Here is a 13,450-nt window from a genome sequence, read left to right on the forward strand (position 1 = left end):
ATACGAGTATGAAGCATAAAGAAAGTGATGAAAAAGCGCGAGTGGGGCGAATTATTGAGTTGCTAGAACAGGCGACAGCGGGGATGCCAAAGCCGATGTCTGAGTTAATAGCCTCTGAATATAACCGTGATCCCTATTTAATTCTTATTTCATGTCTCTTGAGTTTGAGGTCGCGTGATACTCAAACATATCCTATATGTAAAGAACTTTTTAAATATATAAAGACCCCTCAAGATGCTATCGATTTTCCTCAGGATCAGCTTGAAGCAATATTGCGGCCTATTGGATTTTATAAAAAAAAGGCTGTAGTTGTTCGACAGGTAAGCCAAGTTCTCATTGATATATTTGATAGCAAGGTGCCCGGCACGGAAGAAGAGCTGCTTGCTTTGCCAGGAGTTGGAAGAAAAACGAGCAGCCTAGTTTTGGGCGTTGCCTTTGGAATCCCTGCTATTTGTGTCGATGTTCATGTGCACCGCGTTTCTAATCGTCTTGGTATAGTCTCTACGCATACCGTTGAGGATACTGAGAAAGCACTAAAAGCTTGTATCCCCATTGATAAATGGATAGAGATAAATCATTTATTGGTAATGTGGGGGCAGAATATATGTGCTCCTGTTTCACCATGGTGTTCCAAATGCGTGCTCGCGCCGTTATGTCCCAAAATTGGCGTTGTCAGACGAAGATAAATTTAATTCATCCGTGAGTGTAAGGATGTCATTAAGCCCTCTCTATGGTTATAATTAATTATTTATAGCAATAATGTGTCGACTAGATCAGTGTTTGTGTTCTGATTTCTCATAGATATTTTTTATAAAATAACAAATTTATTATTGACTTATCATATTTTCATTTTTATATTGTATCGGTCATTTTAATATAATAATCATAAGGAGTCTCATGAAGAAAAGCAGCATAAATAGGCGCAGCCGGGTAGTTTTATGTATCGGTTTACTGTTATCGGTTACAGCATCCCGTGCAGGACAATTATCTATAAAAGACTCGTCTATATTTTCACCAAAAGAGTTAGGCATTGTTTCGCTTACTCGGGACAGTGAAGGGTTTCATGTCATACAAAATGGCGTCAAGCGTTCAGTTAAAAACCATTGGGTAGATAAGACATTGCGTAGTATACCAAGTGATAAGATGGAGAAGTTCTTACAGCACGGTTATATTTCTGTAAATAAAATGAGCGATGGCGAATTTACGCTTAATGCTAAGGTAAGAGGTAATGGTGGTGCATATTTCGGTGCTGTAGCAGGAACTATAGTTGGGGGAGCCGTAGTTCAAGGTGCTTATCATGGAACATTAGCGGGAATTGGATTTGCTCTATCACCCTTTATTACACCAGTAGGAGCAGGTGCTGTCGTAGGAATAATTCGAACCTTCACCATGCCTGCCGCAATACTCGCAACTAAAACAGTTGCGATAGCTGGTGGTATAGTTGGTGGTGTTATAACTGGCCCTATTTGAAAGATAGTTTATGTGGTATTGGTATGAATTATATTTTGTTTCATGTGGCGCATATTTTTTATGCGAAGCTATAAGAGTATTTTTCTGGGAAAAATAATATGACTCAAAACGAACACCTACTAATCGCTATTATTTTGATGATAATTACTACCGATATCTATTATTATTTTTTCCCTAGAATAAAAGAAGAAGAATTTTGGGAAAAGAAATTTCGTGATTGGTTTTCTTGAATAACAGATACCCCCGAGAAGCAGTCGGGGGTATAAAAAGAAATATTATGAGTCTGCTTCTTCAATAGCTGCGCCAGGTGGTATTTTAGGTGCAATGGCTGCGGTTGAAACAGGCGCATTAGCTATTTCTGCATTTCTCACCGCACTTCCTACACTATAATAGAGATACGTAAGTGAAAATTAAACATATTAATGACCAAGTTATTTCATTTCTTGGCGGATTATTACTTTCACTGGTAATTATTTATATTTTCTACGATGATGTAAAAAATGTAGGAAATTATAATTTATATGTATTTATATTAGTATTTCTCGTAATAATATTCAAATATAAATTTATGAGAATAGGCGAGTAATCGTCTATAAGAAAGATTAAAAAAAGGAATCTCATGAAGAAAAGCAGCATAAATAGGCGTAGCCGGGTAGTTTTATGTATCGGTTTACTGTTATCGGTTACAGCATCCCGTGCAGGACAATTATCTATAAAAGACTCGTCTATATTTTCACCAAAAGAGTTAGGCATTGTTTCGCTTACTCGGGACAGTGAAGGGTTTCATGTCATACAAAATGGCGTCAAGCGTTCAGTTAAAAACCATTGGGTAGATAAGACATTGCGTAGTATACCAAGTGATAAGATGGAGAAGTTCTTACAGCACGGTTATATCTCTGTAAATAAAATGAGCGATGGCGACTTTACGCTTAATGCTAAAGTTCGTGGCAATGGCGGATTTTTATTAACTGGTGTAATTGTTCATCAATCATGCCGAGCAGTTGGATATGTTAGTCTTGGATTTACTTCAGCTAGCACTGTGGCTACTGGCTTTGCAGTAGGTGGCATACCAGGCGCTGTTTCAGCATATATTGGTGTTTCCGCTGCACTTCCTGGAGCATTTGCTACAGTAGAATCGGTATCTTTAACTATTGGTACAGCAGCATCATTTATACCATTTCTTCCATGAAAAATAAAACTCTTTTAGAATGTGTTATACCACGAGCTCGAATATGCTTCTTAGTAATTTCTTTTATAATAATAGGTAGAGGAATAAGAGAGTTATTGATGAATTATAATATTGATAATTTTATGGCAAAGTTATTTATATTGTCATTTACACCAATACCTGTAATTAATGTTAGTTTTATAGGCGGCATTATACTTATGTGTACATCGTTCTTTCTGATTGCATTTACGGAGTATGTTTTTGATAATTTGAGATAACTATATATAGGGCCCTGTGTATTAATTTACACGGGGGTTCTTCGGCACGAACTTATTTGCATCACAATAATATATAGATAATTAAGCTCCCAGGATTTATCTAGGAGCTTTCACTTAAAATCGAAAGACATCATGTTGAAGAAAACATTATTCACAAGCGCGTTTATATTAACCACATTGTCGCGTGCGGGACAGTTATCTATAAAAGACTCGTCTATATTTTCACCAAAAGAGTTAGGCATTGTTTCGCTTACCCGGGACAGTGAAGGGTTTCATGTCATACAAAATGGCGTCAAGCGTTCAGTTAAAAACCATTGGGTGGATAAGACATTGCGTAGTATACCAAGTGATAAGATGGAGAAGTTCTTACAGCACGGTTATATTTCTGTAAATAAAATGAGCGATGGCGACTTTACGCTTAATGCTAAAGTTCGTGGCAATGGTGGTGCATATTTCGGTGCTGTAGTAGGATGTTATATGGGGAAATTTGTAGTGCATTTTGTAGGTCATGGTGCTATTTTAGTAGCCAGTGCAGCCACTGGCCCAGCAGCTCCCGCAACAGCTATGGCATTAGAGGCTGTATTTCTTCCATGGATAGAAGCTACAAGCAATGTAGCCGCTGTTGGTGCTGGTATTGCCTTCGGTGTGGCAATAGGGCTCATTTAATCAATATCTAGGATATATAATTATGTGGTTTTGCTATTGGCATTGGTATCAACATTATTTAATATCAGTCATGACAGTTTGTGTAATATATTTTATAAAATTATATATATTTTGGGATGAGAATGACTTCAATTGAACATTTTTTATTGGGACATTTTCTTTTCTTAATAACCTGGCACTTATTTTTTAAGAAATATCTTATATTTGAAAAAGAAAGAAAATTCTGGAAGCCATACATTGATAAATTTTTTGGTATATGACGGAATTATATATACTATAATAATAGGTTACCAGAAGAGAAATACGAGAAAGTATTTTTTATTAGACAGGTGGATTTTTATGAAAACTATTATCAACTTATTCAAGGCTTTTAAGCTGCAGATTATAGGCGTACTCCGCTTAAGCGGTATTATTATTTTTCTTTATCAATTGAATTCATCAATATTATGGACCTTTCAAGGTAGAATTATGTGCTCTCTTATGATGGGCTTGTATATATGTTATTTAAACTGGCAGGCAACTAAAAATCTTGCTACCAGTATGCAATATACTCCGTCAGGAGAATGCAAAGAATTATTTGATGAAATTATTCGTTTATGTGGTATGGACCCAAGTACTATTTGCTTGCGATATGCTTATACAGATGAAGCGGTTGCAATGGCAATATTTAACACGGTAGTTATTGATCCCAGCGTTTGGCATGGTATCGAACAAGATGCGGCAGCTATAAGGGTTATTGACATTGTTAATACGCACATAACACCAACAATGATCTCTGAAAAGCAACGACGACTTTTTAAGATAAAAGAAGCACTATCATTGCCTGCGCAGCGTTTTATTATTAAGCATGAATTGGGCCATATATACCATAATTATACCAATAAAAAGTTGTTTATTATCGGTATAATTGGCGTTGGTGTAACGTATTTAGGCTTGATAACAACCAAAACCCTTTTAGGTTTGTTTGGTGCAGGCGCTGTATTTTTTGGCATATTAGTTGCTGGAATAGCTGATGTCATATTGAGCTATGGTTCCAACGTTTTCTTTAAAATGAATGAAGAAAAAAAGGCTGATCTTTTTGCGGTGCAGCGAAGTAGCTCAGAAGATATAGAGGCGGCGATTCTTTTTTTTGAACAAGTGCAAGAGATTAGAGATGCGAATCCAGATCCTGATAATGTATTCTTTAAGATTCCTATAATTATTTTGAGTGGGCATTTGGACGGTAAAATACGGGCTGCTTATTTGCGCAGTTGTAAGCTGAGATATGTATAATTATGTGGGCCCCTGTGTATTAATTTACACGGGGGTTTTTATATTTTTACTCTGAACTCGTTTGTGCTCGAAGATAAGAAAAAGAGGCAATGCTGCATATAGCCATTAATACCTCCTATGGCTATAATTAATTATTTATAGTAACAATGCATTGACTAGATCGGTGTTTTCGTTCTAATTTCTCATGGATATTTTTTATACAATAATAAATTTATTATTGACTTGTTATATTTTCATTTTTATATTGTATCGGTCATTTTAATATAATAATCATAAAAAAGCAGCAGGGGTATCATGCATAAATTACAAAAGTCATTTCTATTATATTTATTGATTTTTTCTATCGGACCATCTCATGCGATGTTACAAAACAGAAATAAAATTGCACGAGAATCGATCACACATGTAACAGGTCTTGCGCATCTCATAAGAGAAAATAATCAACAAAAGCGTACGATGGGCTTTGGGGTTGTATTTGGTCCTGTTGTTAATTTTGTTAGTCCAATTGTAGTAGCGGGTGCAAAAGCTGTCGGATTTACCAGCTTTGCTGGATTTACTATTTGGGGTGCTAATAATAAGAGAGAAGCGATCTATAGAAAAATGGAGATGGATAATAAGCTAAACGATGAGATGAATAAAAGAATGCAAGCCGATCCTACGGGCAATTTCCACATTATCAATGGGGTTGTTTGCGAAGAGATTGACGGCGAATGGAAAGATGTAAATAGAAAACGTGAGCCAGTTAATTTCATGCCTTATAAGGCGCCTGATTATTCAGATGAAGTTAAGAAAGAGCTGGAAAGAAGAATAGCAGAAAACAAGCGCGATATAACACCTCCAACGCCACCTACGTTAACGGGATGCGGCACCACTAAGCCTATTGAATTTGAAATAAATCCTGGATGTGGTGATAGAAACCCAATACAAGTTCCAACCCATACTGGTCATGTTAATAATCCACCATTATCTGATTTAGATAGAAAACCAGGTTGTGGTAGCTCTACTCCTGTTCAAGTTCCTACTCATACCGGCCATATAAACCCAGTGCCAGTTAGTAATCCTATTATATTAGCTATGGCTCGTGATCCAAATAGTCCTCGTTATGCACCCGGCCCTCCAAAAGCGGATGAAATAAGAGATAAGGATGGTGGGCAGCCAAAGCACGACTGGAAACCTAAAAAGGGATGGGACGGTGAGATTGGAAGATATACTGTTGGCGATGATAAAGTAACGGGATATCCACATAAAGATGGATGCGTATTTGAACCAACGGGAGAAGGAACGCCGCTTGCTCATGGTGGTCCACATTATGATGTACAAACTGGTAGAAATTGTTCTCAAGTTTCGGGAGACTATGTTAACGTTTATCCCGGAAAGCCAACTAAGGATGCAAATGGTAAGCCTATTAGTGAAGCTAAGGGAATGGGGAAAAGTACAACCGTTAAATTTGAGGCGTTAGGTACTATAAATGCGGCAATAGACACTTCAACAGCATCTATATCAGCAGCGGCAACTGAATCTATCGCTATGTTATCTGCTTCTGCGCCATCGGCTCCTAGTTCTGGATCAGGTTATTCTCTTGGTCGATTATTTTGGGGTGCTCAGCAATCCGCTCCTGTATCGCCCATAGTTTCTGCGCCTACAAAACAATCAGAGGCACCTATAAAAAAAGCCGATGCTCCAGTAAAACAGATGTCTAATGCTCCTGAAAAGAAAGCTGATGCTGCCCCTCAGAAACAAGAACAACCATCGGCGCAAGCCAGAGATGTAAAAATGCCTGACACTATGAGTCTTGCAAGAGATAAAGATGGTAATACGATCATGATAAATTCTAAAGATCGTGGAAACCCAAACGCCACCTCGGTAGGCGCTCCTGTAAAATCAGATCAAAAGGATAGCTATGGGATGCCTATTGGGACGGTTTATGTACCAAAGAAACCAATGAAAGATAAAGATGATAAGCCATGGTATGCGCCATCAATTTATTCAACGCCTTATCAACCAACAAAAGAAGAGAAATGGGACCAAGATATTAGAGATTGGGAAAGAAAACACAGAGGTGGATGGTAATTATGAGTAAGAGAAAGCCATTAGAAATAAAAATATTCCCACAAATATTCTATGGTCACCCCAACGATGAGCATTTATTGTTTGAATGGATATCAAAAGTTAAGTGTGTAACCAAAATTGAATCTTATTATTTGACTATTAGATCCAAAAGGATATCTAGAGACGATTTAAAAAATCTAGTGGGTATTTTTAGAAGGTATCAGTTCGAAAACATAGAACAGCTTAATGTATTTAGAAATAAATATAATGATAAAACATTTGAGCGTTTTAAAATTCCCGATACTCGAGAAAAAAAAGATATATAATATAAAAATACATATACACAAAGTTATTTATCTTTAAGAAGAAATGAAAAGAAGGCATGATAAATAACAAAGAGGTGGATGGTAATTATGAGTAAGAGAAAGCCATTAGAAATAAGAATATTTCCACAAATATTCTATGTCATGTGGTGAACTATTTTTTATACAACAAACATATTGAAAATGAGCATTATGAAAATACAAAAAATTATTTTTTTATCGTACATATTAATTTTTTCCATCAAAGCAACGACAGTAAAGTTTGCTGCTTTAGATACTCTTAAACGCGCCATGGGCTTAGCGCCGGCACCAATTTCTGTTGTTGAATCTGAAGATGCCAAAATATAGGTATTGAATAAAAAAAGAGGGCAGTGCTGTGATAACAATGCCCTCGTAATGGGTTACTTGCTCGATTGGCCAAGATGATTAAGGTTTTCAACCATGGTGGACAATCTTTCCATTGCAGATTCTGGCTTTTTACGACTAACAGCTTTACGACGAGGAGCTGCTTTTTTTGCCACAGCTTTACGGCGAGGGGCTGCTTTTTTTGCCGCTGCCTTACGACGGGGAGCTGCCTTTTTGGCAACCGCTTTACGACGAGGAGCTGCTTTTTTTGCTGCTGCCTTACGTTTAGGTGCGGCCTTTTTGGCTACAGCTTTACGACGAGGGGCTGCCTTTTTTGCTACTGTTTTACGTGCTGTAGTTTTTTTGGCTACCTTGCGCTTTGCAACTGCTTTTTTAGCTACCGTCTTGCGAGCGGTTGTTTTTTTAGCTACTTTACGTTTTGCAGTAGTTTTTTTCTTTGCCGTTCTTTTTACTGCGCGTTTCATATACACTCTCCTTTTTTTAGTTAGAGGTTTTTTTACTACTCATTAATAAGGATACATGAAATGCAGCTCTATAATCAATAGTACGAGAAAATACAGTTGATCAATATTTATTATAATTATCTGTTCATCAAGCTTTTAAATCAAAATAATTGTAATAAATATTTGTGTAATTTTTATAAAAAAACAACTTTTTATACAACTTTTAGATGATTTTTTGTCATAAAATCATCGCATGAAATTCCCATTTCTTGTTTGCCGTCTAAATATCGTACGGTAACCGTTGATTGCGCTACTTCTTTTTCTCCAATAACGAGCATGAGTGGCGTTTTTTCACGTTGCGCTGATCTAATTTTGATAGAAATATGATCAGATGATTGGTCAATCTCAGCTCGTATTTTATGTTCTTTGAGCTGTGCTAAGACTTTTTCTGCATACGGTTTTTGCGCATCGGTTATGGTTAAAATAGTTACTTGTAGCGGCGCTAACCAGACGGGCAAAGCACCTTTGTGATGTTCTAATACTATAGCAAAAAAGCGTTCTAGTGAGCCGTAAATAGTTGAATGAATGATAACAGGACGTTCTTTGGTTCCTTCTGTAGACACATATGACAAATCAAAATTTTCTGCTTGGAAAAAGTCTACTTGGATCGTACCGCATTGCCATAAGCGACCCATCGCGTCTTCTATACTCATATCAATTTTTGGACCATAAAACGCGCCTTCACCTTGCTGTATCTTGTATGTTTTTCCAGAGTTTTCCAGAGCTTGTTTGAGGGCATTTGTAGCAACAGCCCATTGTTCTTCATCCCCCAATGCTTTGCTTGGTTTAGTCGATAGCGCGAGTGAGATTTTTGAAAATCCTACGCGGGAAAAAACTTGAAGAGCAATGTGTAATATTGTGGTAATTTGTTCTTCTATTTGATCTAAAGTACAGTAAATATGCACATCATCTTGCGTGAAAGCTCGTACTCGCATGAGCCCATGTAGTGTCCCTGATAATTCGTGACGGTGTACGTGGCCAAATTCTGCTAATTTAAGGGGCAGCTCGCGATATGAACGGGGTCTATTTTTATATACCAATATAGAGCCGGGGCAGTTCATCGGTTTTATGGCATAATTTGTTTCATCGATTTCTGAAAAATACATATTTTCTTTATAAAAACTATAATGTCCTGACCGTCTCCATAAACTATCGCTGAGCATGGTTGGCGTTTCGATTTCTTGGTAATTATATTCTTCACGTAATGTACGCATGTATTGTGTTAGAATATTGATAACTCTTTTGCCTTTTGGATGAAAAAAGGGAAAGCCGACGCCTTCTTCATGAAACGAAAAATAATCAAGTTGTTTGCCTAATTTTCTGTGGTCATACTCAAGAAGCTCTTCTTGTTTTTTTTCAAAATCTTCAAGCTCTTGTTCCGTGAAAAAAACAATGCCGGATATACGTTGAAGTGCTTGTTTACTTTTATCAGCACGCCAGTATGACCCAGAAATGCCCGTTAATTTAAAATATTTAAGAAGGCCGGTTGATGCAACGTGCCCACCTCGACAGAGATCGTGAAAATCTCCCTGAGACGCAAGGCCTACCGTTTCTCCGGGGATTTGATCAAGAAGTTCAAGTTTAAAAGGGTTATGCTTAAAGAGTTCGTACGCTTCTTGTTTTGAAATTTGTTTGTGTAAAAGAGGTAAATCTTGTTTTACCAGTTGGTTCATGCGTTCTGTTATCGTAACAAGGTCTTCTTCTTTAAAGTTGGTGGTTGGCAAGCAATCATAGAAAAAACCATCTGATGTTGCCGGGCCTATCGTTAAAAGAGTCCCTGGAAAGAGTTCTGAAACGGCATGTCCTACCAAATGAGCCGCCGAGTGACGTAAGCTACTGAGTGAATCTTTCATTTTTACACCTTACTATCGTTTATGCAATTTAAAAAACAAAGATAATATTATCGTCTAGTATACTCAATTTCGCACACTTGGTTAATTTGTTGTGAAAGGTGTTACGGTATTGATACGTTCAAACACGAGATTAACTTTTACAGATGAGGGAACAATGGCATCTGAGAAAATATATATACTTGATACAAACGTACTGATTCATGATCCACAATCAATTTTTAGTTTTGAGGGAGCCCTGCTGGGCATTCCGATTGTTGTTTTGGAAGAATTGGATAGGTTTAAGAGCGAAAATTCTCTTCGTGGTAGAAATACGCGCGAAGTTATTCGTTATTTAGATTTATTACGTGATAAAGGTTCGTTTGCCAAGGGGATTCAGCTTGATAATAAGGGTACGTTGTATGTTTTATTTGGCGATATAGAAACGCACATTACCATTCCACTTAATTTACATGAAGCTGATAATCGTATTTTATTAATAGCTTTGATGATGAAAGAAAAGGGCTATGAAGTCCATTTGATATCAAAAGATTTGAATATGCGCGTCAAGGCTGATGTTGTCGGTATTCAGGCGCATGATTATATAAAAGATATTGTTGCTGAAGAAGAATTTTATAAAGGTTGGGTTACTATTCAAGTCCCTTCAATACAGTTAAAAAAAGATGTTCCTGATGATCTTTTTGCGCTTGAAAAAGAATATACGTTTACGTTAAATGAATTTGTTTTAGTAGAAAGTAGAAATAACCCTTTTAATTATAGGCTATTTCGTTATGACGGGCCGGGTCGGTTTAAAGATGTTGTGATGCCAGATTTAAAGTGGCCCATTACGCCAAAAAATCCTCAACAATTAATGGCGCTTAATTTATTGCTCGATTCTTCTATTCAATTAGTTACATTGCTCGGTCCTGCTGGTACAGGGAAAACGTTTTTGGCTCTTGTTGCCGCCTTGCATGAAATTCTTGTTAAAGATGAGTTTGAAAAAATATTGGTGACTCGTCCCGTTATTCCCTTGGGCCCCGATATTGGATTTTTACCGGGCGATATTCATGAAAAATTACACAGTTGGATGCAACCTATTTATGATAATATGGATTTTATAGTACATGCCGCCAATGCCGCTGCGCAGCGGGATGGTGTATATCAAGAAGAGCCTCAGGAGCAACAGCCGTATTATGGTGGTAAAAGCAAGTATAGAAAGAGAAAATTTAATCGTGATAAGGGTATGCCAAACTTGGATGATCTTATTAAAAGGGGCAAAATCAGCCTAGAAGCAATTACCTACATGCGTGGCCGTTCTATTCCGTATCAATATATTTTGATCGATGAAGTGCAAAATTTGACGCCGCATGAGGTTAAAACATTGATTAGTCGTGTCGGTGAGGGGAGTAAAATAATCCTTGCCGGTGACCCGTATCAGATAGACTCACCGTATCTCGATTTTAGTAGCAACGGCTTGGTGATTGCGAGCCAAAAGTTTAGAAACCAGAGGCTTTTTGGCACGGTTTTCTTAGAAATGAGCGAACGTAGTGAACTCAGCAAACTCGCCGGCCAGTTGTTGTAGTTAAAAATGAGTGAATAATCTTAAAATACAACACCCCGCTTTTCTAAGAGCGGGGTGTTGTGTAATATTAATCGAGCTTTGCTAATCTAAATAATCGTCAAGACTTATTATATCTTTTTGCATATCTTTTGGTAGTTCAGTACTATCAAAAATCTCGAGATTTGTTGATTCCAGTGTCCATTCAGGCAGTGATAAACGGGAGCGAGAGCCGATCTTGTCATACCAAAGTTGGCGTTTTATTGTATCTTTTACTACTGGGTATGGATAACCATATATATTGCACGGAGCATTTTTTAGCGTAAATACAGAGCCCGGGGTAATGCTATATTTATTTTATAGCAAAAACCACTTAAATTTATACACTAACCCTTCTATACACCGCTCTACGAGCGGTACTCGGGGCGAGCGAGTGTACCGCTCGACTCGATTTAGCTATATCTGTTTTGGATTTAAAAAAAAAGCCGAGGAGCGTTGAATTACCCCTCGGCTTTAAGTATTTATATGTAATAAAACTTCTTATTTTTGCTGTAATATCTTCATCAATTCAGGGTTTTCTTTTTCAAGACGTAAACGTGTGTTTTCTATATCATCATAAGCTCTACGTGCTCTTTTAGCACATAAACATGCACTGATACCAAGAGGTACTGTTATCGCTGCCGTCAAAAAAACTGCAAAGCGCGCTCGTTTAGGTGTCAGTAAGTGTTGAACGGTTGCCCCCATAAGTCCACCAGCTATTCCCCCCTGTATTAGGGCAAGTCTCGATTGATGTTTGGCTATTTCATTTTGATGTATAGCGTTGTTGATGAGCTCACGTTGATTATCAGTGACGTTTCTATACATATCAAAATGCGCTGTACTCTAAGAAAATTGTCCTAGTAATACGATCAATGATAATGCTGTTAATATATTCTTGTTCATAGTTTTACCTTTATTTTTATACGTATTTAATTACTTCTAATATTAGCTTAACAAATATAAATCAATTGTCAAATGGGAATTTTATACTAAAGGGTGGTTCTCAGGGACGCCCAGAAGGCGTTATGATACTTTGCGTTTGTACGCATATAAAATAGCGATAAATCTGCCCAAAGATACGCCAGAAATGATTCCGGATGCAGTTATATTGCAACAGAGTAATATAGCGCTTGTTTTCATGATTGGATTAAGGGCATAAACGACGCCCAAAGTATATTTGATAAGAAAAAAACTTAATGAAAGTGATAAGGGAACAAGGCTGCCTGGTATGCGAATTAATTGTGTATTTTTATCGATGTGCAAGGTGAGTTTTTGCATAATGTTATAGCCGATTACTATGCCAACAGATAATGATAGTAAATAAAAAACAAACAATTGAAGGCAGTTATCGCATTTTTTATTTCTTTCAATCATCTAGGTTTTTCGAAGCGTTTTTAATCATAAGTACATATTCGGTGTTATTTCGCATAAAATGTACTATTTTCTTGAATCCAGCTTTTTCATAAACATGCGCAGCTTTAGGGTTATTCGCTGCCGGATCTATAATAAAGATATCGGTTTTTGGTTCAATATTTTTTTGAAAATAGCGCATAAAGTTTTCAAGTGTTGGCCCACCAAAACCTTGTCCTAAAAATTTTTTATTCCCTATCATAAAATCAAGACTAAATGTTTTACCTGTCTGAGAAATATGCTCAAGCCATACTGGGGGAAGGTCTGGTGTAGGAAGAACTTCTGAAGTCATGATTAAACAAAATGGGTCATTATGTAAGAATCCTATCCAATAATCAAATGTTCCGTTGTAATAGGGAGAAGGTGCTTCTCTCCCTTCCATAAAAATGACTATATCTTGCTTGTATTCTGGGCTATTATCCCAAAATTCTTGTATGTGTGGTTTTTTAAGCCATTCAAAAATAATATCTTTATAGAGTATTGTTGCTTTTTCAAAGTACATATCAAACATTAATCTAG

Annotated in this window: 14 protein-coding genes; 9 read left to right on the forward strand and 5 right to left on the reverse strand. The window is 37.0% G+C overall.

Annotated elements, in window-relative coordinates; all coding sequences use genetic code 11:
- Positions 1-8 precede the first annotated feature (8 nt).
- The 8 genes from nth to WC707_01620 all read left to right on the forward strand — a co-directional run bounded on the left by nth (position 9) and on the right by WC707_01620 (position 7,574).
- Positions 9-686, forward strand: a complete 678-nt coding sequence (gene nth / locus WC707_01585; protein ID MFA6065853.1) for an endonuclease III — start codon at positions 9-11, stop codon at positions 684-686.
- A gap of 211 nt (positions 687-897) precedes the next feature.
- On the forward strand, positions 898-1,470 hold the full coding sequence (locus WC707_01590) for a hypothetical protein (GenBank protein ID MFA6065854.1): 573 nt from the start codon (positions 898-900) through the stop codon (positions 1,468-1,470).
- 619 nt (positions 1,471-2,089) lie between these two features.
- Complete coding sequence (locus WC707_01595) at positions 2,090-2,659, forward strand: hypothetical protein (protein MFA6065855.1); 570 nt, start codon at positions 2,090-2,092, stop codon at positions 2,657-2,659.
- A 389-nt stretch (positions 2,660-3,048) separates the two neighbouring features.
- Positions 3,049-3,582 (forward strand): hypothetical protein, encoded by a 534-nt coding sequence (locus WC707_01600; protein ID MFA6065856.1) that lies wholly within the window; start codon positions 3,049-3,051, stop codon positions 3,580-3,582.
- A gap of 339 nt (positions 3,583-3,921) precedes the next feature.
- On the forward strand, positions 3,922-4,854 hold the full coding sequence (locus WC707_01605; GenBank protein MFA6065857.1) for a hypothetical protein: 933 nt from the start codon (positions 3,922-3,924) through the stop codon (positions 4,852-4,854).
- A 294-nt stretch (positions 4,855-5,148) separates the two neighbouring features.
- Positions 5,149-6,924, forward strand: coding sequence for a hypothetical protein (locus tag WC707_01610; GenBank protein ID MFA6065858.1), 1,776 nt, complete (start codon positions 5,149-5,151; stop codon positions 6,922-6,924).
- A gap of 2 nt (positions 6,925-6,926) precedes the next feature.
- Positions 6,927-7,229: a hypothetical protein gene (locus WC707_01615; GenBank protein MFA6065859.1), complete on the forward strand. Its 303-nt coding sequence runs from the start codon at positions 6,927-6,929 to the stop codon at positions 7,227-7,229.
- 189 nt (positions 7,230-7,418) lie between these two features.
- Positions 7,419-7,574, forward strand: coding sequence for a hypothetical protein (locus WC707_01620; protein ID MFA6065860.1), 156 nt, complete (start codon positions 7,419-7,421; stop codon positions 7,572-7,574).
- 53 nt (positions 7,575-7,627) lie between these two features.
- Here the strand turns inward: WC707_01620 and WC707_01625 are convergent, their stop codons facing one another.
- Positions 7,628-8,056, reverse strand: a complete 429-nt coding sequence (locus WC707_01625; protein ID MFA6065861.1) for a hypothetical protein — start codon at positions 8,054-8,056, stop codon at positions 7,628-7,630.
- A 191-nt stretch (positions 8,057-8,247) separates the two neighbouring features.
- Positions 8,248-9,948, reverse strand: coding sequence for a threonine--tRNA ligase (gene thrS, locus WC707_01630; protein MFA6065862.1), 1,701 nt, complete (start codon positions 9,946-9,948; stop codon positions 8,248-8,250).
- 154 nt (positions 9,949-10,102) lie between these two features.
- On the opposite strand from thrS, the gene WC707_01635 reads away from it, so the two are divergent.
- Complete coding sequence (locus tag WC707_01635) at positions 10,103-11,506, forward strand: PhoH family protein (protein ID MFA6065863.1); 1,404 nt, start codon at positions 10,103-10,105, stop codon at positions 11,504-11,506.
- Positions 11,507-12,022: 516 nt separating this feature from the next.
- Here WC707_01635 and WC707_01640 read toward each other — a convergent pair.
- From WC707_01640 to WC707_01650, 3 genes are all read right to left on the reverse strand, one after another.
- The gene (locus tag WC707_01640; protein MFA6065864.1) at positions 12,023-12,346 is read right to left on the reverse strand and encodes a hypothetical protein; all 324 of its coding nucleotides are present in this window, start codon (positions 12,344-12,346) and stop codon (positions 12,023-12,025) included.
- Between the two features lie 198 nt (positions 12,347-12,544).
- Positions 12,545-12,895, reverse strand: a complete 351-nt coding sequence (locus WC707_01645) for a hypothetical protein (protein ID MFA6065865.1) — start codon at positions 12,893-12,895, stop codon at positions 12,545-12,547.
- The gene (locus WC707_01650; protein MFA6065866.1) at positions 12,888-13,442 is read right to left on the reverse strand and encodes a GNAT family N-acetyltransferase; all 555 of its coding nucleotides are present in this window, start codon (positions 13,440-13,442) and stop codon (positions 12,888-12,890) included. The genes WC707_01645 and WC707_01650 overlap by 8 nt, the downstream gene beginning before the upstream one ends.
- Positions 13,443-13,450 lie beyond the last annotated feature (8 nt).

The sequence above is a fragment of the Candidatus Babeliaceae bacterium genome (assembly GCA_041660765.1).
Taxonomy (GTDB): Bacteria; Babelota; Babeliae; order Babelales; family Babelaceae; genus JBAZVR01.

Bases quoted from the DNA above. Each gene is read 5' to 3' on its own strand.
- WC707_01620 (MFA6065860.1), top strand. From the start codon at position 7,419: ATGAAAATACAAAAAATTATTTTTTTATCGTACATATTAATTTTTTCC.
- WC707_01640 (MFA6065864.1), bottom strand. From the start codon at position 12,346: ATGTATAGAAACGTCACTGATAATCAACGTGAGCTCATCAACAACGCT.
- WC707_01645 (MFA6065865.1), bottom strand. From the start codon at position 12,895: ATGATTGAAAGAAATAAAAAATGCGATAACTGCCTTCAATTGTTTGTT.
- thrS (MFA6065862.1), bottom strand. From the start codon at position 9,948: ATGAAAGATTCACTCAGTAGCTTACGTCACTCGGCGGCTCATTTGGTA.
- WC707_01625 (MFA6065861.1), bottom strand. From the start codon at position 8,056: ATGAAACGCGCAGTAAAAAGAACGGCAAAGAAAAAAACTACTGCAAAA.
- WC707_01590 (MFA6065854.1), top strand. From the start codon at position 898: ATGAAGAAAAGCAGCATAAATAGGCGCAGCCGGGTAGTTTTATGTATC.
- WC707_01635 (MFA6065863.1), top strand. From the start codon at position 10,103: ATGGCATCTGAGAAAATATATATACTTGATACAAACGTACTGATTCAT.
- WC707_01610 (MFA6065858.1), top strand. From the start codon at position 5,149: ATGCATAAATTACAAAAGTCATTTCTATTATATTTATTGATTTTTTCT.
- WC707_01650 (MFA6065866.1), bottom strand. From the start codon at position 13,442: ATGTTTGATATGTACTTTGAAAAAGCAACAATACTCTATAAAGATATT.
- nth (MFA6065853.1), top strand. From the start codon at position 9: ATGAAGCATAAAGAAAGTGATGAAAAAGCGCGAGTGGGGCGAATTATT.
- WC707_01595 (MFA6065855.1), top strand. From the start codon at position 2,090: ATGAAGAAAAGCAGCATAAATAGGCGTAGCCGGGTAGTTTTATGTATC.
- WC707_01605 (MFA6065857.1), top strand. From the start codon at position 3,922: ATGAAAACTATTATCAACTTATTCAAGGCTTTTAAGCTGCAGATTATA.
- WC707_01615 (MFA6065859.1), top strand. From the start codon at position 6,927: ATGAGTAAGAGAAAGCCATTAGAAATAAAAATATTCCCACAAATATTC.
- WC707_01600 (MFA6065856.1), top strand. From the start codon at position 3,049: ATGTTGAAGAAAACATTATTCACAAGCGCGTTTATATTAACCACATTG.